General features: G+C 41.8%; 21 protein-coding genes. 6 read left to right on the top strand and 15 right to left on the bottom strand.

The features are described from left to right. The first annotated feature begins 14 nt into the window (after positions 1-14). Together dxs and L3Q70_RS03655 are read left to right on the top strand one after the other, a co-directional pair. A complete protein-coding gene (gene dxs, locus L3Q70_RS03660; protein ID WP_193988392.1) occupies positions 15-1,877 on the top strand; it encodes a 1-deoxy-D-xylulose-5-phosphate synthase in 1,863 nt (620 codons plus the stop codon). A gap of 216 nt (positions 1,878-2,093) precedes the next feature. Beyond that, the gene (locus L3Q70_RS03655) at positions 2,094-4,217 is read left to right on the top strand and encodes a hypothetical protein (RefSeq protein ID WP_237114866.1); all 2,124 of its coding nucleotides are present in this window, start codon (positions 2,094-2,096) and stop codon (positions 4,215-4,217) included. A 79-nt stretch (positions 4,218-4,296) separates the two neighbouring features. On the opposite strand, the gene L3Q70_RS03650 is transcribed toward L3Q70_RS03655, so the two are convergent. From L3Q70_RS03650 to glyA, 10 genes are all read right to left on the bottom strand, one after another. After that, on the bottom strand, positions 4,297-7,383 hold the full coding sequence (locus L3Q70_RS03650; protein WP_062570203.1) for a ligand-binding sensor domain-containing diguanylate cyclase: 3,087 nt from the start codon (positions 7,381-7,383) through the stop codon (positions 4,297-4,299). Between the two features lie 33 nt (positions 7,384-7,416). Further along, the gene (locus L3Q70_RS03645; protein WP_193988391.1) at positions 7,417-7,902 is read right to left on the bottom strand and encodes a phosphatidylglycerophosphatase A; all 486 of its coding nucleotides are present in this window, start codon (positions 7,900-7,902) and stop codon (positions 7,417-7,419) included. Beyond that, positions 7,899-8,873 carry a thiamine-phosphate kinase gene (gene thiL / locus L3Q70_RS03640; protein WP_193988390.1) on the bottom strand — a complete coding sequence of 325 codons (975 nt, stop codon included), beginning with the start codon at positions 8,871-8,873 and terminating at the stop codon, positions 7,899-7,901. Before thiL ends, L3Q70_RS03645 begins: the two co-directional genes overlap by 4 nt. A gap of 44 nt (positions 8,874-8,917) precedes the next feature. Further along, positions 8,918-9,328, bottom strand: coding sequence for a transcription antitermination factor NusB (gene nusB, locus L3Q70_RS03635; protein ID WP_054552571.1), 411 nt, complete (start codon positions 9,326-9,328; stop codon positions 8,918-8,920). Positions 9,329-9,343: 15 nt separating this feature from the next. Next, complete coding sequence (gene ribE, locus L3Q70_RS03630; RefSeq protein ID WP_036966328.1) at positions 9,344-9,808, bottom strand: 6,7-dimethyl-8-ribityllumazine synthase; 465 nt, start codon at positions 9,806-9,808, stop codon at positions 9,344-9,346. A gap of 91 nt (positions 9,809-9,899) precedes the next feature. Next, the gene (gene ribBA / locus L3Q70_RS03625) at positions 9,900-11,015 is read right to left on the bottom strand and encodes a bifunctional 3,4-dihydroxy-2-butanone-4-phosphate synthase/GTP cyclohydrolase II (protein ID WP_237114865.1); all 1,116 of its coding nucleotides are present in this window, start codon (positions 11,013-11,015) and stop codon (positions 9,900-9,902) included. Positions 11,016-11,056: 41 nt separating this feature from the next. Beyond that, positions 11,057-11,710 carry a riboflavin synthase gene (locus L3Q70_RS03620; RefSeq protein WP_193988389.1) on the bottom strand — a complete coding sequence of 218 codons (654 nt, stop codon included), beginning with the start codon at positions 11,708-11,710 and terminating at the stop codon, positions 11,057-11,059. Between the two features lie 4 nt (positions 11,711-11,714). Then, positions 11,715-12,854 carry a bifunctional diaminohydroxyphosphoribosylaminopyrimidine deaminase/5-amino-6-(5-phosphoribosylamino)uracil reductase RibD gene (ribD, locus tag L3Q70_RS03615; protein ID WP_237114864.1) on the bottom strand — a complete coding sequence of 380 codons (1,140 nt, stop codon included), beginning with the start codon at positions 12,852-12,854 and terminating at the stop codon, positions 11,715-11,717. Positions 12,855-12,856: 2 nt separating this feature from the next. Then, positions 12,857-13,306 carry a transcriptional regulator NrdR gene (gene nrdR, locus L3Q70_RS03610; RefSeq protein WP_054552576.1) on the bottom strand — a complete coding sequence of 150 codons (450 nt, stop codon included), beginning with the start codon at positions 13,304-13,306 and terminating at the stop codon, positions 12,857-12,859. 108 nt (positions 13,307-13,414) lie between these two features. Further along, positions 13,415-14,671, bottom strand: coding sequence for a serine hydroxymethyltransferase (gene glyA / locus L3Q70_RS03605; protein ID WP_062570197.1), 1,257 nt, complete (start codon positions 14,669-14,671; stop codon positions 13,415-13,417). Between the two features lie 292 nt (positions 14,672-14,963). On the opposite strand from glyA, the gene L3Q70_RS03600 reads away from it, so the two are divergent. Next, a complete protein-coding gene (locus L3Q70_RS03600; protein ID WP_062570196.1) occupies positions 14,964-15,332 on the top strand; it encodes a hypothetical protein in 369 nt (122 codons plus the stop codon). 48 nt (positions 15,333-15,380) lie between these two features. On the opposite strand, the gene thrC is transcribed toward L3Q70_RS03600, so the two are convergent. The 4 genes from thrC to L3Q70_RS03580 form a co-directional block, all read right to left on the bottom strand. After that, positions 15,381-16,664 (bottom strand): threonine synthase, encoded by a 1,284-nt coding sequence (gene thrC / locus L3Q70_RS03595; RefSeq protein ID WP_237114863.1) that lies wholly within the window; start codon positions 16,662-16,664, stop codon positions 15,381-15,383. A gap of 18 nt (positions 16,665-16,682) precedes the next feature. Further along, positions 16,683-17,609, bottom strand: coding sequence for a homoserine kinase (thrB, locus tag L3Q70_RS03590; protein ID WP_237114862.1), 927 nt, complete (start codon positions 17,607-17,609; stop codon positions 16,683-16,685). Between the two features lie 9 nt (positions 17,610-17,618). Continuing rightward, positions 17,619-20,036: a bifunctional aspartate kinase/homoserine dehydrogenase I gene (gene thrA, locus L3Q70_RS03585; protein ID WP_237114861.1), complete on the bottom strand. Its 2,418-nt coding sequence runs from the start codon at positions 20,034-20,036 to the stop codon at positions 17,619-17,621. Between the two features lie 228 nt (positions 20,037-20,264). Continuing rightward, complete coding sequence (locus L3Q70_RS03580) at positions 20,265-20,639, bottom strand: response regulator (RefSeq protein ID WP_062570192.1); 375 nt, start codon at positions 20,637-20,639, stop codon at positions 20,265-20,267. Positions 20,640-20,876: 237 nt separating this feature from the next. Between L3Q70_RS03580 and L3Q70_RS03575 the strand changes: the two genes are divergently transcribed. Both L3Q70_RS03575 and rdgC read left to right on the top strand, forming a co-directional pair. Then, positions 20,877-22,640 (top strand): HAMP domain-containing sensor histidine kinase, encoded by a 1,764-nt coding sequence (locus L3Q70_RS03575; protein ID WP_062570191.1) that lies wholly within the window; start codon positions 20,877-20,879, stop codon positions 22,638-22,640. A 90-nt stretch (positions 22,641-22,730) separates the two neighbouring features. Then, on the top strand, positions 22,731-23,639 hold the full coding sequence (rdgC, locus tag L3Q70_RS03570) for a recombination-associated protein RdgC (RefSeq protein ID WP_062570190.1): 909 nt from the start codon (positions 22,731-22,733) through the stop codon (positions 23,637-23,639). An 86-nt stretch (positions 23,640-23,725) separates the two neighbouring features. Here the strand turns inward: rdgC and L3Q70_RS03565 are convergent, their stop codons facing one another. After that, positions 23,726-24,568: an HDOD domain-containing protein gene (locus L3Q70_RS03565; protein WP_062570189.1), complete on the bottom strand. Its 843-nt coding sequence runs from the start codon at positions 24,566-24,568 to the stop codon at positions 23,726-23,728. A gap of 268 nt (positions 24,569-24,836) precedes the next feature. On the opposite strand from L3Q70_RS03565, the gene L3Q70_RS03560 reads away from it, so the two are divergent. Then, on the top strand, positions 24,837-26,540 hold the full coding sequence (locus L3Q70_RS03560; RefSeq protein WP_193988384.1) for a Zn-dependent hydrolase: 1,704 nt from the start codon (positions 24,837-24,839) through the stop codon (positions 26,538-26,540). Positions 26,541-26,601: the final 61 nt, after the last annotated feature.

Here is a 26,601-nt window from a genome sequence, read left to right as displayed (position 1 = left end):
ATGTATATAAAATCATGACACTTGATAGTAGCAAGTATCCATTATTAAGTTTGGTTGACGAGCCAGCACAGCTGCGTGATTTAGCGCAAGATAAATTACCTGCGTTTAGTAAAGAGTTACGCGAGTACCTGCTTAACTCAGTCTCGCAAAGTAGTGGTCATTTAGCCTCAGGGTTAGGCACAGTTGAATTAACTGTCGCTCTGCATTATGTCTATAACACGCCCTCTGATCGACTCGTTTGGGATGTAGGCCATCAAGCCTACCCACATAAAATTTTAACGGGTCGCCGTGACCAAATGCATACTATTCGTCAAAAAGACGGTTTACACCCTTTCCCATTTCGCGAAGAAAGCCAGTACGACACATTTAGTGTAGGTCACTCAAGTACATCAATTTCAGCCGCACTAGGAATGGCCATTGCCGCTGAAAAAGAAGGTAAAGATCGAAAAACAGTGGCTGTTATTGGTGATGGTGCGATTACTGCAGGTATGGCATTCGAAGCGATGAACCACATGGGTGATGTAAACCCTAACGTATTAATTATCTTAAATGATAATGAAATGTCGATTTCTGAAAACGTGGGTGCACTAAACAACCATTTTGCACGAATCTTATCAGGTAGCTTTTATACCAACATCCGTGAAGGCAGCAAAAAGCTGCTATCAGGTTTGCCTCCAGTAAAAGAGCTGGCAAGTCGCATGGAAGAGCACTTAAAAGGTATGGTCATCCCCGGCACTTTCTTTGAAGAGCTAGGTTTAAATTATATCGGCCCGATTGATGGGCACGATGTAAACATGTTGGTTGATACCTTACGCAATATGCGTAATCTTAAAGGCCCACAATTACTGCACATAAAAACGCAAAAAGGGAAAGGTTATAAACCTGCTGAAGCGGACCCTATTGGCTACCACGGTGTACCAAAATTTGATCCAAGCATGTCAAAACTACCCAAATCAAAACCAGGAGCCGCTACATTCTCTAATGTGTTTGGTGACTGGCTTTGTGATATGGCAGCACAAGACGACAAGCTGATGGCAATTACCCCAGCAATGCGTGAAGGCTCAGGCATGGTACGCTTTTCGAAAGAATACCCCGAGCAATACTTTGACGTTGCTATTGCGGAACAACATGCAGTAACACTGGCAGCAGGTTTAGCATGCGAAGGCTTAAAACCAGTTGTTGCCATTTACTCAAGCTTTTTACAACGTGCATATGATCAGCTCATTCATGATGTGGCACTACAAAACCTTCCTGTTTTATTTGCCATTGACCGTGCAGGTATTGTTGGCGCAGACGGTGAAACTCACCAAGGTGCCTACGACTTAAGCTTTATGCGCTGCATACCAAACATGATCATCATGGCACCAAGCGACACCAATGAGTGCCGACAAATGCTTTACACTGGTTACCAATGTAATCAACCAGTAGCAGTTCGCTACCCACGTGGTAGTGCGGGCAATTGTGACGTTGAAACGCAAATGAGCGCAATTGAAATAGGCCGTGCACGCACTATACGCAAAGGCAGTAAAGTGGCGATTTTATCGTTTGGTACATTACTAGAAAACGCTGAACTGGCGGCAAAGGAACTCAACGCCAGCTTACTTGATATGCGTTTTATTAAGCCGCTTGATACACAAGCTATTGATGACTTACTCGCAGAGCACGATGTACTTGTGACATTAGAAGACAACGCCATAGCTGGTGGTGCTGGCTCGGCAGTTAATGAGTATTTAGCAGCCGCTAAGGCAAGTGTAAAAATATTGAACTTAGGTATTCCTGATGAATTCATTAAGCATGGCACTCAGCAAGAGATGCATGCAGAAATGGGATTAGATACCCAAGGAATAGTAACCAGTATCAACGCATTCATAGCCTGACATTAATTTACAAAAAGGAGCATAGAGCTCCTTTTTTATTTATAGAACAATCACATCTAAAAAAATTGAAAAATAATTAATTTTTCTGCATCCAACATTATCCCTTCTTCGTTTATTCACTGAGGTTAACCTGTGAGCAAGTAATGCTTTTAAGCTGTGCTAAGCAAAACAGATGTCTGTTCACATTTGATGGAATATTAAAGAAGGTATGAACAAATGAAAGCGTTTAAAAACAACCTAGCAGTAGAACAAATTGACACTCAGTCTAAACTTATGAAGTTAACATTTTCGGCCTTAGCGCTCGCTGTTACGATTGGTATTGCAGGCTGTAGTGGCGATGATGGTAAAGACGGTGCAGCAGGTCAACAAGGTGTTGCAGGACAAGATGGTTCGGATGGAATGGATGGGCAAAATGGGGCGCCAGGCTTTGCGGCAGCCACCTTTATTCTAGCTAACAATGGCGCTGATAACGCAGGCACAGTCAACTTGATTGACCAAAATGCGGCTAAGTTAAGTACGTTTAATAGTGGTGCCAATGAAGGTGTTGCATTCGATAGCTTAGGTAACTTAGTGCAAGCAGCAGATTCTGCTAATGGCTCGTTAAGTACCGTATGTCAGGTGCTTAGTCGTGGCGATGGCAGCTATAACAGCAGTATCGATCGTATGATAAGCGGTACTAACACAACCCTTGTCAATCCCAAAGGTATTCATGTATCTCATAAGCATGGCTTGGTGCTGATTGCTGATTTTAATGCGATGCAAGTCACTGTATTCGGTAAAGAAGCCGCAGGTGATGTGGCCCCACTTGCAACAACCACCACAGCTGCAAAACCATGGGACTTAACCTACGATGATGACAACGATCGTTTATACGTTGCGCTAACCAATGGTGATGTAGCAGTTTATGACAATTACGTCAGTGGTGGCTTTGTAGCGACGCCAGCCCGAACAATTACACCTAGCGATGACAGCGGTGCTAAAGTTTCAGTCAACATTCATGGCATCGCGCTTGATATGCAAACTAACACCTTAGTACTCTCTGATGTAGGCAGTGCATCAGATGCAACAGATGGTGCAATTTTTGTTATTTCTGATGCATCACAAGCCAGTGGCATGGTCACGGTAGATCGTCATATTGCAGGGCCTATGTCTATGCTAGGTAACCCAGTTGATATAAGCCTCACAGGGAGTGACTTAAGAGTCGCTGAAAAATCAAATGACGCAGTTCTGGTATTTAGTAACATATTTGCAGGCCCAAGCGGTGATATTTCGCCAGACTTAGTCACTGCGACCACAAAACCAGAATCAATTACAGAAACCATCATGCATAACAATATGCAAGATAGTTCTGATAGTATCATGGTGAATATGCCGCTACTTGGTGTTGCAGTCAGCAGTAACCCAGGAGCCGTAGGCCCTACTACGGGGCAAATTAGTCGTTTAAATGCTCCTTTAACAGCTGAGCTTGCGACTTATAATGCAAGCCGAACCATTGAGAGTGTTGCATTCGACAAATCAGGCACTAGCTATGCCACATTTGATAATGCAAGCACGTCAATTGGCGGCGTTGCAATTTCAACTAAAGTGGCGACTTCTCGTGATGGCGAAAGCTTTTCAATGGCCCAAGACAGATTAATTACTGGCGCAAATACCGGTATTATTTCACCGAAGGGGCTTGATGTAGCATCTGATGCTGGCATGCTATTTGTTGCAGAATTCAATCCAACTACACCTGGGGTTTTGATATTTTCAAGCTGCGCAACAGGTGATGTAAGCCCACTCATGACACTGACTCCTAGTGCTAGTACGCGCCCTTGGGATGTTGACTATGACCCTGTAACAGATAAAGCGTTTGTTGCACTGACCAATGGCACGGTTGCAGTATTCGATGAAGTTAAAAGCAAATGGCTAGCTGGCATGACAACTATTTCAGGTGAAGATCGCTTAATTACTCCTGCATCGGGTGGTACTGCATTTGCGGCGCCAACCAACATTCATGGCATAGACTACGACCCAACCAGTGACTCGTTAATTATCTCTGATGTAGGCAGTGCTGCGGATGCAACAGACGGTAAAATTTACGTGATAAATAATGCATCAATGGCAAGTGGTTTAACCAATGTTAGCGTTAACATCGCAGGTCCCGCTAGTCAGCTTGGTAACCCTGTAGATATTATGTACACAGGCAGCCATCTCTATGTGGCTGAGAAATCAAACGGTCTAGTAATGCGTTTCGACAATATTTTAAATAGCCCTGGAGGCGATATCGCTGCAGATGTTAGCTATTCATTTACAGCGCCTGAGTCGGTGGCTATTTTACCTGCTTGGCTTAACCACTAAACCATCAATAGGCGTTTAGGTAACAAGCGCCTTGGTTGGCCTCCAATGCCTTATCTAGCCCTAGATAAGGCATTTTTATTTAGCGCATCCAGATTTTAATATCTGCTAGACCATTAGCCTGAAGAGCACTGAGTTGCTGATCAACATTTTGAGTTTGTTCAAACTCAAATGCGTCAAGTTGCTCATCAAACGTTATATTAGCAACCCCGTCGCCACCACGCTTTTTAACTTGATGTAGCGCGATATCTGCAAGGTTCACTGATGTTTCCCAACCAATAACTTGCCCACCTAGCAAAGGAAGCGGATAAAAAGACCATCCAAGAGAAGCAGTAATGGTTGTTGACTCTCCATTTGGAAGTCTAAATGCATTACCCGCAATAGCCTCACACAGTTCAGCTGCATAACTATCTATACCAGAACGTTTAAAATCACGTAGTAAAAGTAAGAACTCATCACCGCTCCAACGTGCAACATAATCAGAGCCTTGGGTACGACTATTCAACAGTGTAGCCATTTGCTGTAAGCAACTATCCCCAGCCAGCGGTCCATAGGCGTCATTGATACGGCTAAAATTATCAAAATTAATAATCATCAATACTAAGCATTTACCCTGCGCTTGCAGTGATTGCGAGTTACGCTGGAAATGTTCAATATCCTTAGGGAGTTGATCAAATAAGAAGCGACGACTACGAAGCCCCGTCAGCTCATCTGAGTGACTAACTAGCTTAAGCTGTGAGTTTACTTGGTTGAGCTTATCGTTCGCTTCACGTAGCTCTACGGTGCGTTCTGTTACTAAGCTTTCAAGGGCTAACTGCTTGCGTTTTTCTTGCGCTCTAAACACCCAAAAGACCAGATAGAATAATAAAATAAAGCTGCTTGTAATGAGCAATCTAAAATAAATAGTTTCATCAAATCGTTGTGGGACAACAAACGCATAGTCTGTTCTGCGCGCTTTCTGCCAATCTTCACCACGGCGTTTAGCTTCTAGATGAAATAAAAAAGAGCCCGGTGGTAAGTTAGTGTAGATTGCTTCGCGACGTGTGTTTGCGTAGCGCCAGTGACTATCTAACCCACTTAATCGGTAACGGAACTCAATACTTGAAGGAGCATAATAATCAATAGCGGTGTACTTAATGGTGACATCTCGCTCATCAATTTGTAATTCTGGTTTAGCGCCAAGCGAAGCCGTACTCATTTGGCGAAGAGGTGTGGTAATGTTTTCAATACGTGGCTTAAGCGCTTTAACACCAAATAGTTCAACACTTTTAGGTATTTCAACGACCCCTTGTAAGCTTGGATACCAAATTGAATTACCAGTGTCCGCCACCGCATCATGACCAAGACCCGCACAACATTGGCTAGCCTTACCATCAAGCTGGCGGTCAAATGACGAAATAACCTGCTCAACTTTCAAGCTCTCAATGTCGGTACTAAACTGCTCAACCGGCATACGGTATACGCCTTTCATGGTACTGACCCAAATACGTTTTAGTTGTTTGTCGTAAACAAGACTGAAAATAGATCCATAAGGTAAACCGTCTGTAGCATCTAGCTGACGCCACTGCCCTTGTGTGCTTCGATAAAATAAGCCATCATTCAAAGAGCCAATTAAAATACCCACACCGTCGATATTTAAAATACTGGTCACATACGCACTCTCTAAACTGGTCTGATCGCCAATTTTCTCAATACCGCGGTCGGTAAAGTAGTAAGCACCTTTACTCGTGCCAATTAAGCCAAAGTTTTGCTCATCCAGTACGTAGGTTATAAATTTACTGCTCAAAAAGGCGTTGTAAGCAAATGGCGTTAATCCCCCATAACTTAACCGATACATGCCCCGACCCGTGCCAAGCCAGAAACCGCCTTTGTTTGAACTGCTAATTGCAAATACGGGGTTATCACGAAGCGCTCTACCAGGTACCGTATACAAACGCTGGTTTTCATAATAAAAAACGCCTCGACCAGTGGCAATATAGAGGCGGTCGCCATCAAATTGTAAGTCATGCACCGCAGCGCGACCAAATTGATTGCTGGGTATTTGATTTACAAAGTTTTTATTGTAATCGAAGTAACCAACACCACTACGGTTAGCAACCCATAACTTACCATCAGGCGCTTGGCTAATCGCCATCACCGCTTCGGTCATATTTGAAATAGCAGAATGGCGCTCTATTCGCCCTTCGTGGGCAAGCCATAAACCTTCACTAAAGCTTGCCAGCCAAATATTATTTTGATTATCACGAAAGATGTCAGCAAACCAGATGCTCTGATCTAACTGACTAGGCTCAACCCACTGCCAGTCACCTGAGTTATCTCTAAATAATAAACGACCATAGGTGGAAATCCACAGCGCACCATCTGAATCGCTCATAAACTTATAAACAGCTGAGTTGCTCGCGTTAGGGAGTGGGAATGGACGCAGCTCATCATCTAAATCAAGAAAGTATGCACCCAGCTCCGATGCTAAATATAAGTTACCCTCAAGCCAAGCCATATCATGAATAATGGTCTGCGCTAGGCGCTCAGGCAATGACACTTTTGCGGTAAGTTCTAAACGTAGTTTTGCAAAGTCAGATGAGGTATTTGTTAAACGCAACAGGTGACGCTCATTGACCAACCATATACCTTCTGGTGATAGCGCCATTTGGCTGACTGAACCGACAATTTGCGTAATTGGTGTGGCATTGGATACAGGCACGACCAAGGCTGAATTTTGATTTAATGTAACCTGATTACGTGCTACGAAATAAAGGCCATTGGCTGCAATCCAAATACTGCCTTTTGAGTCTTCTAGAATATCGCGAACAGGCCCTTTTACGTTAAAGGTTTGCGACATCATAGTTTTAGGATCAAGTGTTACCAAACCATTTTTGGTACCAACCCAAAGTAACCCGGTGCTATCTACCAATAGCTTATTAATACCATTACTAGGTAGAAAATCGCTATTTTGTGTATTGAAGTTAGTAAAGGTATTTCCATCAAAGCGACTTAGGCCAAACTGTGTGCCTAGCCACATATAGCCTTGCTCATCTTGAGCAATACTTTTTAAAGATTGTGAGGGCAAGCCATTTTGGATATTCCACTGTTTAACGACGTAGTCGGTAATAGACGCAAATGCAGACGTGCTGCAAAGCATCAACAAACAGAGGATTATAAATCGCATCATATACTTGCCACCAAGTAACACCTAACTCATCGTTTAAAAAGGTAAATAGCCTGCTTTAAACAAGGCTTGAACACAAATTAATGAAAATATACCTGCTAAAATATCATCAGCCATGATGCCCAAGCCACCGTGTAAACGTCTATCTAAAATTCGGATAGGACCTGGTTTAGCAATATCAAAAAAGCGGAACAATAAAAAACCAACCAATAATGACTGCCAACTTAATGCGGCACCTATCATGGTGATATAATAACCAGCAACTTCATCCCAAACAATGGCTGGATGATCATGTACTCCTAAGTCATCGGCTGTTTTACCACAGGCCCAAATACCAAACACACTGATCACGATGGCGAACACCACCTGTAACCACAATGGAAAGTACATAGTTATAAAAATAAATGGTAAGGCAGCAAATGTACCGAAGGTGCCTGGTGCTTTAGGCGCAAGACCTAAACCAAAACCCAAACCAAAAAACTGGTGTGGGCGTTTTAAATTGAATAAACGGTTACTGCTCAAACCGGCTCCTTCGTAAAATGCTGAAAGCCCTTACCTTGATAGTTAAATTTTTCACCATCAAGTAATAGCTCAATCTCGCCTTCGCCACTTTGAATTTGCCCAACACAACTCGCTTCAACACCGTACTGGCGTAGTTTCATATCTACCATGCTTTTATTACTTTCAGGCACAGTAAACAACAACTCGTAGTCGTCACCGTAATTTAGAATGTAATCAAACTGCTCTTTACGTGGAATTGAAGAATTTAAGGCATCTGACACAGGCACTTTATCAACATTAATCACAGCACTAACTTGCGATAGCGCTAAAATATGGCCTAAATCTGCCAGTAAACCATCAGAAATATCAATGGCTGATGAGGCTGCACCGCGTAAAACTTGCCCTGCAGCCACTCGAGGCGTCGGGTAATCGAAGCGATTATTTAAATAGCTTAAATGTTCTGGGGCAATATCAAGGCCTTGCTTACGTGCTTCTATTGCTACACCAGCATCCCCCAGTGGACCAGTTACATAAATCCAATCGCCCACTTTGGCACCACTACGACGCAACGCTTTACCTTGAGGTACGATGCCTTTAGCACAAATGGTAATCGTTAAAGGCCCTTGTGTTGTGTCACCGCCAATGATCTGCACATTGAAGTACTCTGCAATCTCATGCATGCCTTCGGTGAACTGTTCAAGCCACTCTATATTAGCTTCTGGCAATGTTAAACCAACCGAAACCCACGTAGGTTCAGCGCCCATTGCAGCCAAGTCACTTAAATTAACGGCTAAAGCACGATGTCCTAGGGCACGCGGTGATATATCATCAAAAAAGTGTACACCCGCGACTAAGGTATCTGTTGTTACTGCCAGTTGGCAGTTTTCAGGCACGGTTACTAACGCACAATCGTCACCAATTCCAAGGTTTACATCACGACGAATAATGCCGCGACCTTTAAAGTAACGATTGATTAATTCAAATTCCTTCATACACAAAAAAGCCGGCCCAAGCCGGCTCTCCTTTACGGGGTTGATTACTTGCGCAGCTCTTTCACTGCTTTATCAAGTACACCGTTAACAAATTTATGACTATCTTCAGCACCAAACATCTTCGCAAGCTCAATGCCTTCATTGATTGCTACTTTATAAGGTACGTCTTCACGGAATTTCAGCTCGTAGCCAGACAGACGTAAAATTGCTTTTTCGACCATGTCTAACTCATCAGCTGGGCGTGCTAAATGTGGTGCAACGATTTCATCTAATTGCTTACAGTTAACAACAACACCGCGTGCTAGGTCTTTGAAATATTCGACGTCGATTTTAGTCACATCATTTTCAATTAACATTTGCTGTTCAATGTCAGCAATTGGGTTACCGCTTAACTGCCAAGAGTATACGGCTTGAAGTGCTAAGATACGTGCTTTACGTCTTGCTGCTGGTTTCACAGAGATTCCTTAAACTTAAATTTTGTCTAACACATTAACCATTTCAAGCGCACCTAAAGCAGCTTCGCCGCCTTTATTACCCATTTTGGTACCTGCGCGCTCAATTGCTTGCTCAATGCTTTCAGTGGTTAATACGCCAAATGCAACCGGGATATCATACTCAAGAGATACTTGTGCAAGACCTTTGTTTGATTCGCCAGCGACTAAATCAAAGTGTGGCGTACCACCTCTGATCACTACGCCTAAAGCGATGATTGCATCGTGTTCTTTCTTTGCTGCAACGCGTTTCGCTGCTAAAGGTAATTCAACGGCACCTGGTACGTAAACAACGGTAATGTCGTCGTCAGATACGCCACCTGTGCGCTTAAGCTCATCAACAGCACCTGCTAATAGGCTGCTACCAATAAAGTCATTAAAGCGAGAAATGACAATGGCAAATTTTTTGCCTGGTGCGTATTTGTTACCTTCAATAATTTTCATTTAATAACCCTAAAAAATAAGTTTAAGCGGTTGCGATTGCGCAAAAATTACGGCGCATAATACCACAAAAATATAAAAGTAGCCTAGTTAATTAAGACTGCGGCTCAACGTAATCAACCACCTCTAAGTGGAAACCAGATAACGCATGGTACTTTTTCGGACGGCTCATTAAACGCATCTTTTCAATACCTAAATCAGCTAGGATCTGAGAGCCGACCCCCACGGTACGCGATGTACCTTGGAATTTACGATGACTAACATTTTCACCCGCATCTTCAGCGGCAAATGCTTTTACCGTTGCTTCAAGCTCTTCGGTTGACTCTTGTTTACCTAAAATTACTAACACACCATCATGTTTAGCAATATAAGCCATTGCATCAGATAACCCCCAACTACGGTCTGCATTGCGATCTGAGAGCAAAATATCATTAAACGTACTTTGTAAGTGAACACGTACTAACGTTGGCTCATCTTTTGATACGTCACCTTTTTGTAAAACATAATGAAGCTGACCATCAATAGTGTCTTTGTAGGTCACTAAATCAAACTCACCATGCTCGGTTGGCAGTTTACATTTAGCAACGCGCTCAATGGTGGTTTCGTTTAGGTTTCTGTACTCGATTAAATCCGCAATGGTGCCAATTTTTAAGTCATGCTCTTTCGCAAATACTTCGAGATCTGGGCGACGTGCCATGGTGCCATCTGCATTTAAAATTTCAACAATCACTGATGAAGGCTCAAGACCCGCTAAACGCGCTAAATCACAACCCGCTTCAGTATGACCGGCACGTGTTAACACGCCACCTGGCTGCGCCATAATTGGAAAAATATGCCCTGGTTGTACAATATCGCTCGGCACGGCACCTTTAGCGATAGCCGCTTGCACTGTGCGTGCGCGGTCGGCCGCAGAAATACCCGTTGTTACGCCTTTAGCCGCTTCAATCGACATAGTGAAATTAGTTGAAAAGGCAGCACCGTTGTTTTTGACCATAAGTGGTAATTCTAACTGCTGACAACGCTCTTGTGTCATGGTTAAACAAATTAAACCACGGCCGTGTGTTGCCATAAAGTTGATGGCATCAGCACTAATATGTTCTGCTGCGATGATTAAATCGCCTTCATTTTCTCTGTCTTCATCGTCCATTAAAATAACCATTTTACCGGCTTTAATGTCATCGATAATTTCTTGCGCGCTGTGTAAATTCATAATGTGCCCATGAGAGTATGATTAATTTGACCTATCCGTGCTTATTTAATAAAGCCAGCTTGTGCTAGCAAGCTCATTGATATGTCTGAACGGGAAGGTTGTTCAGCCCCTTTTATTAGGCGCTCTAAATAGCGAGCAATCTGGTCAACTTCTAAGTTCACCTGAGTACCCACCTGAAATTCTGCAATCGTTGTTTGCTCAGCGGTATGTGGAACAATCGTCAACTTAAAGCGATTTTGCTCGACTTCGTTGACCGTTAAACTAATACCATCAATACATACCGAACCTTTGTAGGGAATGTATTTCATTAAATCGCTGTTGGTACTTAGCCAATACTCTGTTGCACGAGCATTAGGACTAATACTTTCTACCGTCGCAATACCATCAACATGGCCTGATACCAAGTGCCCACCTAAGCGAGAAAGTGGTTGCATGGCTTTTTCGAGATTAACTGTTTGGCCTTTTTTGTAATGTGCAAATCCAGTTAAGCTGATTGTTTCGTTTGATAAGTCAGCACTAAAACCATCGCTATATTTAGCGACAACCGTTAAACACACACCGTTGGTGGCAATACTGTCACCGAGCTTGACGTCTTTCATATCCAAATTATTGCTTTGGATACGAATAGCTAGATCACCTTGCTTTTGTGTTAGTTCAACAATTTTACCTGTTGCTTCAATTATTCCAGTAAACATAGTGCTACTCTTTATTTTCAATATATGTGGCTTGCTTTGCTTTTTTCGCGGTTATGCGGATGTCGTCACCAATCATCACTGTATCAGTAAAGGTCAGCTCAGTGATATCACTCATCATGGTGACTTCTGCAAAGTTTAGTAAGCTTTTGCCCAAATCACCTATTAACTTAGGAGCAATATAAACAATGTATTCGTCAATTAAATCTTGCTCAGCAAACACGCCAGCGAGGGTCGCACCTGCTTCGAGCCAAACATGATTAACTTGTAGTTCAGTAAGACGCTTTAAAAGGGCCGATAAATCAACTTTATTGTTAACTGCTGGCACCACTTCGTGCTTAACAAAATGAGGCCATTGATGCTGATTATCAAGCGACGTGGTAAAAATAATCACCGAGCTCTCGATGCTGAATAACGCAAGCTCAGGCGTTAACCTATTTTGTGAATCAATAATGACTCGGGTCGGCTGGCGTAAAGGCAGCGAGGTTGGCATGGTAAATGGAAGCTCTTCAATGCGAACATTCAGTTTTGCATTATCGGTCAAAACCGTATCTGCACCAGTGAGTATCGCGCAACTTTGGGCACGAAACGCTTGCACGTCTTGGCGTGCTTTAGAGCCTGTTATCCATTTACTTTGGCCGTTATTTAGCGCAGTTTTACCATCTAAACTACATGCCATTTTACAAGTCACATATGGCAATCCTGATTCCATACGCTTTAAAAAACCTTTGTTTAAATCGCGCGCTTGCTGTTCAAGTAAACCAGATGCAACGCTAATACCGGCGTCGGCTAAAATTTGTAGGCCGCGACCACTCACCGCAGGGTTTGGGTCGACCATAGCGGCAATCACCTTGCTAACACCCGCTGCTTTTAAACCTTCGGCACAAGGTGGAGTGCGTCCATAATGACTACAAGGCTCTAAAGTCACATAAGCAGTGGCGCCTTTCGCGTTGTCGCCAGCTACAGCCAAGGCATTCACTTCAGCATGGCCCTGCCCTGCTAATTGATGAAACCCTTCACCGACTATTTCGCCATCTTTAACCAAAACACAGCCAACATTCGGGTTTGGCGTCGTAGTAAAACGACCTTGTTTAGCAAGCTCAATGGCACGCGCCATATAAGCTGTATCAAGCTCTGTAAACGACATGATTAATCACCTAAACGAGCGATTTCTTCACCAAACTCGCGAATATCTTCAAATGAACGATAAACCGATGCAAAGCGCACATAGGCTACTTTGTCGAGTTTCTTTAGTGACTCCATGATGCACTCGCCAATTAAATGGCTAGAGATCTCACGTTCACCCGTGGCACGAAGTTGAGATTTAATGATATTAACGACTTCATCGACCTGCTCAGTGCTAACAGGGCGTTTCTCTAAAGCGCGATGCAAGCCATTGAGTAACTTGTCTTCATTAAATGGTTCGCGGCTACCGTCTTGCTTGATGACTCTTGGCATCACAAGCTCAGCGCCTTCAAAGGTGGTAAAGCGCTCATGGCATTCGTTACATTCACGTCGACGTCTCACTTGGTGACCACCGCCAACAAGTCGAGAATCAATTACTTTGGTATCTTTTGCGGTGCAAAAAGGGCAATGCATAGGGTTCAACTTCCGTTTATAAAAAACAAAAAAAGGCCGCTTAGTAAGCGGCCCTTATAATAGCAAAAAACAACGCTATTGTTATCTTAATTACGGTTTAACCAGTAATTAAGCGTAAACTGGTAATTTTTTACAGATAGCTTTCACTTTCTCTTTTACTTCTGCTTGTACAGACTCATCGTTGATGTTGTCTAGTACGTCACAGATCCAGCCCGCAAGCTCTTTTGACTCAGCTTCTTTGAAGCCACGGCGAGTAATAGCCGGAGAACCAATACGAAGACCAGACGTTACAAACGGTGAACGTGGGTCGTTTGGTACTGAGTTTTTGTTAACTGTGATGTTTGCATTACCTAGTGCAGCGTCAGCATCTTTACCTGTGATATCTTTATCGATTAGGTCAAGAAGGAATAAGTGGTTGTCTGTTTTACCAGAAACAACTTTGTAGCCACGCTCTTGAAGAACTTCAACCATAGCTTGAGCGTTCTTAACAACTTGTGCTTGGTACGTTTTAAACTCTGGTTGTAATGCTTCTTTAAACGCAACCGCTTTAGCAGCGATGATGTGACATAAAGGACCACCTTGACCACCAGGGAATACAGCGCTGTTTAGCTTTTTGTAAATCTCTTCATCACCACATGCAGAAACGATTAGACCGCCACGAGGACCCGCTAATGTTTTGTGAGTTGTTGTAGTAACAACGTGTGCGTGAGGGATTGGGCTTGGGTATACACCCGCTGCGATAAGACCAGCAACGTGAGCCATATCTACGAATAAGTATGCACCTACTTTGTCAGCGATTTCACGGAATTTAGCCCAATCAACAACGCCAGAGTATGCAGAGAAACCAGCGATGATCATTTTTGGCTTGTGCTCTAATGCAAGTGCTTCAACTTGAGCATAATCAATTTCGCCTGTCTCTTCATTTAGGCCGTATTGAATTGCATTGTACGTTTTACCAGAAAAGTTAACGTGTGAGCCGTGAGTTAAGTGGCCACCATGAGCTAAGCTCATACCTAGTACTGTATCGTGCGGCTGAAGAAGCGCTTGGAAAACAGCTGCGTTTGCTTGTGAACCTGCGTGAGGTTGAACGTTAGCGTAGTCAGTACCGAATAATTCGTTTGCACGGTCAATAGCCAGTTGCTCAACAACGTCAACGTGCTCACAACCGCCATAGTAACGTTTGCCTGGGTAGCCTTCAGCATATTTGTTCGTTAGCTGAGAGCCCTGTGCTTCAAGCACGCGTGGGCTACAGTAGTTTTCAGACGCGATCAGTTCGATGTGCTCTTCTTGACGAGCCGTCTCTTTATTGATGGCTGCAAATAACTCTGGATCGAAATCCGAAATATTCATGCTACGTTCTAACATGGGGTCTCCTAAGGCAACGTGTATGGTGTTTTTTTGAAGGCTATATTGTACGCTTAAAACGCACTTTTGCCTATCGTGTAAAGATGAACATATTTAAACAGGGATTGAATTTATTTCACAGTGTTTTAATAATGATATTTTTTTATTGATACATAACAAAAATTTATAAATTTAAAATATTACATATATTTTTAAAATGTCACTAAATTAAAAAGTGCCCGCTGATACTTGTATTTCCACTAACACCAACTAATCTTATAGTATTAGTTAGTATCATGGATGATAGCGAGACATGTTAGCCAAACCAATTTACGAAGTTGTCCCTTATGTGTACTTCTTTCTCGGGGTGAGTTGTATTACGTTAGCCAAGGATAGTGTGCCAACTTTAATCGGTATAATACTGTTTTTAATGGGCGCTAATGTGTGGCGTATGCGCTCTGAGGCCAGAAGAACTGATCACTCAAGCCAAAGAATAAAACAAACGAAATCTCACTATTACTATGAATTTAAACCATTTATTTTATTCATTTCAGCGTTCACTTTAATTCAGTGGACACAAAACGAAATAATCTCAATTATCAGTGTGTTACTGTGTATCGCCTCTTTGGTAATTCTCATTATGCGAGTTTTAAACCGTCATAGCCATTCACTACTTCATTAAAATAAGCAATATAAAAAAGAGCGGCTAAGCCGCTCTTTTTTATGGATATTACGCGAGTTTACTTAGTAGCTCAGTGCGAAGCAATTGATAATCAAACTTGATATCTTCAGCTAAACATTGCTTTGCTAATGCATCAGCAAGTGGTTTCGGCATAGGCAATTCGATATCTAAAATTTCTTCAACACTTTCTTTAAATTTAGCTGGGTGTGCAGTCGCTAAAAAGATGCCTGCGCTGCCGTCTGCTAGATTTTCTTTCAAGCCTTGATAAGCAATTGCAGTATGAGGCTCTGCAATGTAACCCGTTTGATGAATTTTTTTCATCACCTCTTTTGTTTCTTCTTCACCTACACAGCTTGAGTAAAAATCATCATAGCTAAACCATTTGTTATCCAACATAAACTGAACACGTGGCCAGTTATTCGGTTTACTCACATCCATTGCGTTCGATAACGACTCAAGTGTGTCATTCGGTGCCCATTCTTTATTTCGTAAAAAACGTGGCACCGTGTCGTTTTGATTCGTTGTGGCACTTAATTTAGCAACCGGCATACCAAGCACTGCTCCAATCATTGCAGCGCACACATTACCAAAGTTACCACTTGGTACTGAGATATGTGCTTTACTACGCTGCTCTTTAGGTAATTGAGCAATGGCTTCAAAGTAATAGCATACCTGTGCAACTAAACGACTGATGTTGATTGAGTTAGCAGAGTTTAGACCTAGCTTTTGTTTAACTTCATCGTCTAAAAACGCTTGTTTTACCATGCTTTGACAATCATCAAAGCTACCATCAACAGCATAGCAGTGAATGTTATTACCTAACGTTGTGAATAGCTTTTGCTGCGCCAGTGATATTTTCCCTTTCGGGTATAAGATCACGACATCAATATTAGGCTTATTATAAAATGCATGAGCAACCGCAGCCCCAGTGTCGCCTGATGTAGCCGTTAAAATCGTGACTTTTTCGCCTTGGTTAAATTGCGCAAGACATTCAGCCATAAAACGGCCACCAAAGTCTTTAAACGCAAGCGTTGGACCATGAAATAGCTCTAAGCAATAAATGTCTTTTTCAACTTCTACCAACTTCACATCAAAGTTAAACGCATTTTGCACCATCTGAGCAACGGTATCGGCAGGTAATTCATCACCAATTAGGTGCGATAAAATCTTGCTGCTACGGCTAACAAAGTCCAAATCTAATAACGCATCAATGTCTTGAATTGGCGTTAGGCTTTCTGGGAAGAACACCCCTTGGTTACGCCCTAAACCCGTTTTTACCGCTTCAACAAACGACACCTGTTGTGTTTCATCTTTTAAATTATGTAATTGCATGTTTATTCCTTAAATTCTTTAAAGCTGTCGTGTGCCAAGCTGATCAAGTTGACAGATGTGGCAAAAGCCCTGCTCATTGATGTAATTATCATTCAGCCACGCTGCACACTTTTGTGCAGCTGCAAGGCTCTTACACACGGTAAATAATGTTGGACCCGCCCCCGAAATACTGACAATCTCTGCGCCAAGCTCTGGTAAAGCACTTTTAGCTTCTGCAAAGCCTTGAATGAGCGGTGCGCGATGTGGCTCAGCTATTTCATCACTCATAATGGATAGCGCTGCATCAAAGCGACCAGTTAGCAATAAGCTACTAAATGCAGAAAGTCGCTGTGCAAACTCAACACTGTCGTGCATTGATAATTGCTTTGGCAGTACTGATCGCGCTTTTGCGGTATTCAGTGAAAAACCTGGAAAAGCCGCTACGTAATACCATTGATTATCAACAGGTAACGAAATTGACTTGTTCGGAATAAGTTCACCAGTTAATTGCAAACCACCTAAATAACATGGCGTGATGTTATCGTAATGACGGCCGCCACTAACAATGGCTTCAAAATCAGCCATCAACTCGATAAGTTGCTCTTGTGATAAGTTCGTTTCGGCAAACTTATCAAGGGCTGCAAACGCAGCCACCACAGAACACGCACTTGAACCTAAACCTGAGCCAATTGGTAAGTTCTTTTTAAGCTCCAGTTTTACCGCTGGCATAGCCGGCGCAACGTGTTCTTTAAAGTGAATTAAACATTGATAAGCCAAGTTTTCTTCAGCATTAGCAGGCAATTTATGAGCATAGTCGCCAGAGCAGACAAAGGTATCTTGCTCAGCGGCACTCACCTCGACAACATCACCTAATAAGGTGCCATCGATAGGTGCCAGCGCAGCACCTAGCGCATCAAAGCCAACAGCAAAATTCCCGATTGAAGCGGGTGCATATACACGGATCATAACCTGCTCCTAGCGCGTTAACGTTTTTAAGATATCAGCAAATACGCCTGCGGCCGTTACTTCAGCACCTGCGCCATAACCACGTATCACAAACGGGCGTGGTTGATAATATTGACTTAAGATTGCCAGTGCATTTTCACCGTCACGGATATCGTATAAAGCATGGCTACTATCTACGGCTTCAATGCCTACTTTACATTGACCGTTTTCAATAGTGCCCACATAACGAAGTACTTTACCTTCACTTGCTGCACTTTGAATGCGGTCGTTAAACTGCGCATCAACTGATGGTAGTTTTGCCATAAAATCGGCTACAGAATCATCTTCTGCAAACCCTTGTGGTAAAACAGATTCTACTTCAATATCGCTTAGTTCTAACTCAAGACCTGATTCACGAGCAATGATCAGTAGTTTTCGGGCAACATCAGTGCCTGATAAATCATCACGCGGATCTGGCTCTGTAAATCCACTTTCTTTTGCTTTTAACGTTGCTTCGCTAAGTGATAAACCATCTTGTAGCGCACCAAACATATACGATAATGAACCCGATAAGATACCGCTGAACTTAATAAGCTCATCACCCGCACCAAATAGCGATTTCAGGTTATCAAGAACCGGTAGGCCTGCACCTACGTTTGTTTCATATAAAAACTTACGATTATTCTTTTGTGTTGCTGCCACTAAATCTTGGTAGTAAGCATACGAGCTAGTATTGGCTTTTTTATTCGCCGCAACGACATGGAAGCCTGCATTTAAGAAATCAACATATTGCGCAGCAAGTTTATCGGCTGAGCTACAATCTACGATCACAGGGTTGATTAAGTGATTTTGTTTAACAAATTGCTCAACCAGATTTAAATCAAATGCTTGCTCTGAGCTCGCTAGTTTTTCTTGCCAGCCATCAAAAGCAATGCCTTCGCTATCTAGATATAGCTGTCTTGAGTTAGCAACACCGTATAGGTTCAGCTTAATGTTGCGTTTTTCAAGCCATGCTTGTTGGCGCTCTAGCTGCTGAATAAGCTCTTGACCAACTAAGCCACAGCCAAGTAGAAACACATCGATTGAAGGAATATGCGTAAAGAAGTTCTCATGGCACACTTTTACTGCGTCGTTGCATAGCTCACCATCGATAACGGCTGAAATGGCGCTTTCTGTTGAGTCTTGTGCAATAGCAACAATGTTAACCTGCGCTTGTGCCAATGAAGCAAAAAACTTAGCAGCTAAACCTTTATGAGCACGCATGTTGTCACCCACTAAAGTGACAATAGCAAGATTACGCTGTACTTGTACTGGCTCAATTAAACCAGCTTGTGATTCTAATTCGAAAGCTGTTTGTAATGCTTCAAGGGCAAGTGATAGGTCACTCTCATGCACACAGAAACTGATGCTAAATTCACATGAAGATTGAGTGATTAACACAATTGAAACATTGTCATGAGCCAGTGCATTAAATACTTTTGACGCCATGCCCACTTTGCCTTTCATACCCGGGCCTGACACCGTTAACATAGCGAGATTTTGTAAACTTGATAGCGCTTTAACAGGATCGCTCGACACACTGTCGTTGCTGATCACAGAACCTTCTGCACGTGGGTTATGAGTATTTTTAATCTCGCACGGCACACCTGCTTTAGCACAAGGTAAAATCGTTTTTGGGTGCAACACTTTCGCACCAAAATACGATAGTTCCATCGCTTCTTTATATGAAAGCGAATCAACCTTAGAGGCTTTTTTGATATAGCGCGGGTCAGCATTGTACACACCGTCTACATCAGTCCAGATTTGACACACATCAGCTTCTAAACACGCTGCTGCAATCGCAGCTGAGTAATCTGAACCATTACGGCCAAGTGTTGTAAGCTCCCCTTGCTCATTAGATGCTGTGAAACCTGGCATGATATAAATAGTACTTGGCGCCGCTTTCAATGCTTCTTGAAAACGTAGTTTACTTGCTGCTAAGTCAGCTTCAGCATCAATGTAACCACCTACAGAAGCTATACACGCCGTTGCTTCGAGGTAGCGAGCATTGCTCTCTTTAAGCATACATTCCATCAAGGCAACACTAACGCGCTCACCAAAACTGATTACATAAGCACGTACTTGGTCTGGGCAGCATTTTAAAAGTGCAACACCATCTAGTTTATTCTTAAGCTCGTTCAAGTCTGGCCAATTTGCTACCTGACCAAAATCAGCTTCAACAGCAACTTTTAATTGTTCACAGCGTTCAACCAGTGCTTGCCATAACTCACTAAAATCTTGCCCATGTTCTGCTGCACTTGCTAACGCTACCAGAGAATCTGTCATACCACCTGGTGCTGATAGAACTAACAACATTTCATCACGTAATTCTTCTTTGACTAACTGAGCTACCTGTTGCAAACACGCGAAGTCAGCCAAGGACGACCCGCCAAATTTTAATACTCGCATTATTTATGTTTCCTCATCCCATAAACGAAAAAAGGCCTGTGTTCTAGTGAACACAGGCCTTTATATTTGTTGCACCGACCTATGCCACTATCCCGTAAGGATGATGGTTGTAATAATAATGGTCGTTGCGTGATTAAATGTTTTCATAGCCTTTAGACTGCCCTATTACTAGCTAGGCTGTCAACCCTTTACTTGAAGATAAATTATGCATTTAGGTTATAAGAAACACTAATGAATACCAAATTTATGCAAGGTCGCTTTTAAGCGGGCAATATCTATCGGCTTGTCGATAAAGTCGATAGCACCTAGTTTTGCAACTCGTTGTTTCATTTCAACTTGAATATCAGCCGAAATAACTAATACAAAACACTCTATTTTTTCAGCTTTGATGGTTTCGAGTACAGTTACGCCATCGACTTCTGGCATAGTTAAATCCAAGCACAGCAAATCAAAGCTCTGCTCTCGTAAAAAAGTAAGTGCTTCTTTGCCATTCTTGGCTTGATGAATATCAGCACTGATGCAATCACCTAAGCACCTAACAACTTGTTTCCTAGCAACGTTTGAGTCATCGCAGACAAGTACTGTGAAATTAGAACTATTCATGAGATAAAAATCTTTGCTGTAGCAAATACAACATTAAAAAAGGCTAAAGTAAAAGATGAAGTAAATTTATAACACACTTTTTAAAGTGCAGTAAGGCTAAGTTTTTTCAATATTTAGTAACAATTTATAAATGTTTCTTCAAAAAAGGATATATTTATTTATTTTTAATCATTTATTAGCTAACTTTAGAACTAGCTGAATGTATTACAATTGTCACCAAGGAGCTATGGATATTCCATGCTACAAAAAAGCCTGTCAAAAAAATTATTAACCAGCGTACTCTCGGTCTACTTTTTATTAACGTTTGTAGTTACGTGTGGGCAGGTCATTGCTGAATACGTTAATACTAAAGACTATATACGTGACGAATTAACCACCTTGCAAAAAACATTTAGCCGAAGCTTAACCCGCGCCATTTGGGAGTTAAACACCAAACAAACAATTACCACGGCCGAGGGATTACTCGCCATTCCAATGATTGAAGGTATTATTGTTCGTGATGATAGCGGTGAAATATTATCCCAACTTGGGCGCTCTCTAGATATACACGAATTATACAGCCAACAACTAGTGCAAGAAGAAGCCATTATTGAGGACACCCCTTCGGGCTTATTTGGTTATACTTTCCCGCTTATTTTTGAGTTTTCAGGCAGAGCAACCCAAGTCGGTGATGTCACCCTATTTTCAAGCCGCGAAGTTGTCTTTAGCCGTATTATGATTTCAATTTATTTCTTGATTGGTAATGCGATGATCAAAACCACGTTTTTGATCATTTTATTTTTAATAGCCTTTAGAAAACAACTTACCGAGCCACTTGCACAACTCACCGAACAAATTGAAGACCTTGAGCTCAATGACTTAGAAGGTCGTCACATCGAAATCGAAACGAGTGAGCATAACGAGTTAAAAGTGATGGAAGAGTCATTCAATCGCTTAATAGATAAAGTGGTGTTGTACAGAGAAGAGCTCGAACATACCCAAAAAGAACTGCTCATAAGCAACGAAAAACTTGACCAACAAAATCTGCAATTAGAGCAAGAAGTCGCACGTAAAACATCCAACCTCAGCCAAGCTATGATGGACTTGCAACAGCAAAAATATGAGTTAGAAAAACAAAAACTAACCCTTACAGAAGAAATCGATTTACGTAAACAAACCGAACAAGAATTAATTACCAAGCAAACAGAATTACAACGTTACCTTGATGAGCTAAACATGGCACAAGAGCGCCTTGTCGGCTCAGAGAAAATGGCTGCACTAGGTGGCTTAGTCGCGGGTATTACGCATGATGTAAACACACCGATTGGTATTGGTGTAACTGCAACCTCATTTTTACAGGAGCGGTTGGACCAAATAGAAGCCGCTTACAAAGACAAAACCCTGTCGCCAAAAGCGCTTGAAGAATTTATTAATGATGCCAAACAAAGCACAAGCTTACTCACCAGTAACCTTGACCGCGCTTCAGAGTTAGTTGCAAGTTTTAAACAAATTGCAGTAGACCAAGCAAGCGAAGCGGTGCGAACCATTAACTTTAAAGAATATTTAGGGGAAGTTATTCGCTCGTTACACCCTAAATTAAAGAAAACATCGCATCATATTAACCTTGATTGTCCTGAAGATTTAACCCTTAACTTACCGGCTGGCGCTATTAGTCAAATTTTCACTAACCTTATCATGAACTCGCTGATCCACGGCTTCGAGGGCATCGAAAATGGCCTTATTGATATCATTATTAAAGACGAAGAAGATGAAGTGATTATCGACTTTAAAGATAACGGTAATGGCGTTACCAAAGAGCAGTTAGAAAAACTTTTTGACCCATTCTTTACCACCAAACGCGACCAAGGCGGCAGTGGCCTAGGGACACATATCACCTTTAACCTAGTGAAACAAACGCTTAGTGGCGATATTGAAGTCAATAGTGAACCTGGTAAAGGCTTGCACTATCACATAAGCTTTCCAAAAAACATGCCGAAACCGCTTTCAATGTTCAACTCGTAAGCAAAACGCCATGATGCCGAAATCATTCATTTCGGCATCACTTTTTTATTGTTATGATTGGGCAAATTTATTGAAAGGATTAGCCTAATTATGTGGTTTAGTAACCTTATCTGTTACCGCTTTAAACAAGACGTCTCATATAACCAAGAAGATTTCGACAAAGCCCTAGAGCAAGACCTATTTCGTTCATGTACAGGCCAAGAGCTATCAACGTTTGGTTGGACAAAAGCATTTGGCAAACATGGCCAAACACTGTCTCATTTTTCTCAAGACAGTATTTTAGTGTGCGCTAAGCGTGAAGAAAAAGTACTACCGGCGGCCGTAATCAACGAACTTGTAATTGAAAAAGTAGAACAAATTGAAGCCGAAGAAAATCGCCCTGTTAAGAAAAAAGAAAAAGACGAATTAAAAGAAAATATTCTACATACGCTACTTCCTCAAGCATTTAAAAAATCGAGCCTACAGTTTGCCTTTATCGATCAAAAAAATGGCTGGGTAATCGTAAACAGCGCAAGCTTTAATAAAGCAGAAGAGCTACTAGCCCTACTTCGTAAATCACTTGGCACACTGCCTGTTGTTCCTGCATTTGCGAATTATGACCTTGATGTATTTTTAACAGATTGGCTCACTAAGTTCAGTGCACCTGACGGGTTTGCTATCGGCAATGATGCCGAGCTTGAAGAAGCTGATGACAGCGGAGCTCAGGTAAAACTAAAAGGTCATGACCTATCATGTGATGAAGTAAAATCGCATCTAGAAAATGGCAAGCGTGTAACTAAGCTGGCGCTAGATTGGCAAGAGCGCGTTAAGTTTATGCTGCAAAATGATGGTTCAATCAAACGCATGAACTACTCAGAAACATTAAAAGAAGAAAACGCTGACATTCCTAAAGAAGATATGGCAGTCAAGCTCGATGCAGACTTTATCCTCGCATCAGAAGAGATCAAGCAAATGTTAGAAGAGCTAACACAAGGGCTTGGTGACGCTGACGATTTATAACAGTGCGTGACACAAAAAAGTGCGATAAACATCGCACTTTTTTGTTATTTCATACTGCGTAGATAAAGATTATACCCTGTATGGTATTAGTCAGTAAAAACGGCCTTAACCTCATTGAGCATATTGTGGTACTCATCAGTATTGAACATATCAAGAGACTCAATGACCCCTTTATCAACATACATTTGCAACGCGGCCGACTTATCTGAAACTTGTAAAATTCCCTCCAGAATGGCACCTATACGGATAAAATCCACATAACAAATATGCTCAGGGCGGTAATTAGGATTTGCCCAGCTTTCAGCAACTTCAACAAATTCATCAGTGAAACCCCATGCTCGCATGATAGCACCGCCAACCTTCCCCCCTAGCTTTTGAATAGCGTGGGCAAGAAAACTAGGATTGGCAAATACTTCGGGGTGTTTTTCAGCTTCAGTAAGAATGGGTAGCACGCCAATGTTATAAACCAATGAAGCGAGTGTAATGGTATCTCGGTTCAATGAAGTGTGCTTATTCATATGTAAAAAGAAATCCATTAAGGTAATTGAATGGCAGGCAACTTTAAGCGTCTTTTGCCATGCTTTATCCATATAACCCTTAATTAACTCATTATGTGAAACAAAAAGCTGCTCCATGGCCATTGCCGTAGCAATATTCTTAATTTGCCTTAAACCAATACGAGTTACCGCTTGATGTAAATTTGTGACCTTCACTGAGCGTCCCATAAATGCACTGTTGGCCACTTTAATCATTCTTGCCGATAAAGCAGGATCATGTGCAATGACATCCGCCATCTGCATTAAATTTACATTCGGATCGTCCGCCGCTTGTCTCACTTTGACAGCAACTTCCGGTAAGGTAGGTAACACTAACGTGTCATTATTTATTCTGTCGACCAAAATGGTCAGTAAAGCATTCTCTGTTGACATATACGTGCCATCCTCTTGAATTAGCCACTTGCAAATAACGCAAACTAATGACTGACATTCTTAGATTAATTATAGTTTTAGTATTATCTAAGTTAGCGCTAAAGTTAAGAAAAACACAGAAATTATATTTTTTTATTTTTAAGTCACTACCTGATAAATAAATATTGCTTCTAGCGCACTAAACTTGCCATATATATGTCAGATTTGCTTTAATGCGAAGACGTTCTGTTTTAAACGTAATGATTCTCTCTTTCTAACGGGCAAAAAAATGACATTAAATAAAATTAGCCAAGCACTTATCTTATCAGGTGCTGTTTTTCTTGGCGCATGCTCTAATGAGCAAGCAACCACTTCTCAAACTAAGCCTACAGCACAACAAACAAAGCAAATTACTGAAGAAAATAATCCTCAACTTATCAATGCTGACAAGAGTCGTTTAGATATTTATACAGACTTTACACTTACATCAGACTTGAGCCACTTAAGTGACAATCAAAAACAAATGGTTGGTAAGCTAATTGATGCATCAAAAATCATGGATCAACTATTTTGGCATCAAGCATTTGGTGAAAACAAAGACGCATTTTTAGCAAAAATAAATGATGAAAAAGTTCAGAAATTTGCAGATATCAACTACGGCCCTTGGGATCGTTTAAATGGCGATAAAGTCTTTTTATCTGGCTACGAAGAAAAGCCACTTGGCGCAGGTTTTTATCCAAGCGATATCACTAAAGAAGAATTAAATAGCGCAAATGTTGAAGACAAAACAGGCCTTTACTCTGTAATTAAGCGTGATGAAAATGGCAAACTTTATAGCGTTGCATACTCTGTAGAATATGCACAAGAGCTTGAAAAAGCAGCGAACTTATTACGTGAAGCAAGTAAACTTGCTGACGACAAAGAATTTGCAAACTACTTAAGTATGCGTGCTGATGCGCTAGTAAGTGATGATTTCCAACCATCTGACTTTGCGTGGATGGATATGAAAAATAACCCAATTGATGTTGTTATAGGTCCTATCGAAACTTACGAAGATCAGCTATTTGGTTATCGCGCCGCCTATGAATCTTATGTACTTATTAAAGACCTTGCTTGGAGCGAACGCTTAGCTAAGTTTGCTGCTTTCCTACCTGAGTTGCAAAAAGGCTTACCTGTTGCAGACAAGTATAAGCAAGAAGTACCCGGCTCAGATGCAGACCTAAATGCTTATGATGTTGTGTACTATGCTGGCCACTCAAATGCGGGCAGTAAAACAATTGCCATCAACCTGCCAAATGACGAGCAAGTTCAATTAGAAAAAGGCACACGTCGCTTACAGCTGAAAAATGCAATGCGCGCTAAGTTCGATAAAATCTTAGTGCCAATTTCAGAGCAGTTAATCGTTCCAGAGCAACGTAAGCACATCACCTTTGATGCATTTTTTGCTAACACTATGTTCCACGAAGTAGCCCATGGTTTAGGCATTAAAAACACCCTTACAGGTAAAGGGACTGTTCGCCAATCACTACAAGAGCATGCCAGTGCCCTTGAAGAAGGTAAAGCAGATATCCTAGGGCTTTACATGGTTGAACAGCTACTTAAAAAAGGCGAAATCACTGACGGAACATTAGAAGATTATTACATCACCTTCATGGCTGGTATCTTCCGCTCAGTGCGTTTTGGTGCATCAAGTGCCCACGGTAAAGCAAATATGATCCGCTTTAACTTCTTTGCTGAAGAAGGTGCGTTTTCTAAAAATGCGGACGGCTTATACAGCGTTAACATGGAGAAAATGAGTCAAGCAATGGAAAAACTTTCGCGCTTAATCTTAACGATTCAAGGTGACGGTGATTACCAAAAAGTTGATCAGTTAATCGCAACTCATGGTGAGATTAAAGCTGAGCTTGCTAAAGATTTAGAAAAGCTAAGCCAAGCAAATATCCCTGTTGATGTAACCTTCAAGCAAGGTAAAGACGTATTAGGTTTAAACTAAACCAGTTATTTTGAAATAAAAAACGCTGCCAGTGGCAGCGTTTTTTATTATTTAAAGCTTA

The organism is Pseudoalteromonas sp. CF6-2 (genome assembly GCF_021729425.1).
Lineage (GTDB): Bacteria > Pseudomonadota > Gammaproteobacteria > Enterobacterales > Alteromonadaceae > Pseudoalteromonas > Pseudoalteromonas arabiensis.
The sequence above is the reverse complement of the archived record's forward strand: the minus strand, read 5'-3'. Positions and strand labels throughout refer to the sequence as shown.

Excerpts from the sequence above, each read along its gene's own strand:
- L3Q70_RS03575 (WP_062570191.1), top strand. The coding sequence starts at position 20,877 with ATGCTACAAAAAAGCCTGTCAAAAAAATTATTAACCAGCGTACTCTCG.
- L3Q70_RS03620 (WP_193988389.1), bottom strand. The coding sequence starts at position 11,710 with ATGTTTACTGGAATAATTGAAGCAACAGGTAAAATTGTTGAACTAACA.
- L3Q70_RS03580 (WP_062570192.1), bottom strand. The coding sequence starts at position 20,639 with ATGAATAGTTCTAATTTCACAGTACTTGTCTGCGATGACTCAAACGTT.
- L3Q70_RS03650 (WP_062570203.1), bottom strand. The coding sequence starts at position 7,383 with ATGATGCGATTTATAATCCTCTGTTTGTTGATGCTTTGCAGCACGTCT.
- glyA (WP_062570197.1), bottom strand. The coding sequence starts at position 14,671 with ATGTTAGAACGTAGCATGAATATTTCGGATTTCGATCCAGAGTTATTT.
- thrC (WP_237114863.1), bottom strand. The coding sequence starts at position 16,664 with ATGCAATTACATAATTTAAAAGATGAAACACAACAGGTGTCGTTTGTT.
- L3Q70_RS03600 (WP_062570196.1), top strand. The coding sequence starts at position 14,964 with ATGTTAGCCAAACCAATTTACGAAGTTGTCCCTTATGTGTACTTCTTT.
- nrdR (WP_054552576.1), bottom strand. The coding sequence starts at position 13,306 with ATGCATTGCCCTTTTTGCACCGCAAAAGATACCAAAGTAATTGATTCT.
- L3Q70_RS03560 (WP_193988384.1), top strand. The coding sequence starts at position 24,837 with ATGACATTAAATAAAATTAGCCAAGCACTTATCTTATCAGGTGCTGTT.
- L3Q70_RS03565 (WP_062570189.1), bottom strand. The coding sequence starts at position 24,568 with ATGTCAACAGAGAATGCTTTACTGACCATTTTGGTCGACAGAATAAAT.
- thiL (WP_193988390.1), bottom strand. The coding sequence starts at position 8,873 with ATGAAGGAATTTGAATTAATCAATCGTTACTTTAAAGGTCGCGGCATT.
- rdgC (WP_062570190.1), top strand. The coding sequence starts at position 22,731 with ATGTGGTTTAGTAACCTTATCTGTTACCGCTTTAAACAAGACGTCTCA.
- ribBA (WP_237114865.1), bottom strand. The coding sequence starts at position 11,015 with ATGAATTTACACAGCGCGCAAGAAATTATCGATGACATTAAAGCCGGT.
- ribE (WP_036966328.1), bottom strand. The coding sequence starts at position 9,808 with ATGAAAATTATTGAAGGTAACAAATACGCACCAGGCAAAAAATTTGCC.
- thrB (WP_237114862.1), bottom strand. The coding sequence starts at position 17,609 with ATGATCCGTGTATATGCACCCGCTTCAATCGGGAATTTTGCTGTTGGC.
- thrA (WP_237114861.1), bottom strand. The coding sequence starts at position 20,036 with ATGCGAGTATTAAAATTTGGCGGGTCGTCCTTGGCTGACTTCGCGTGT.
- dxs (WP_193988392.1), top strand. The coding sequence starts at position 15 with ATGACACTTGATAGTAGCAAGTATCCATTATTAAGTTTGGTTGACGAG.
- ribD (WP_237114864.1), bottom strand. The coding sequence starts at position 12,854 with ATGTCGTTTACAGAGCTTGATACAGCTTATATGGCGCGTGCCATTGAG.
- L3Q70_RS03655 (WP_237114866.1), top strand. The coding sequence starts at position 2,094 with ATGAAAGCGTTTAAAAACAACCTAGCAGTAGAACAAATTGACACTCAG.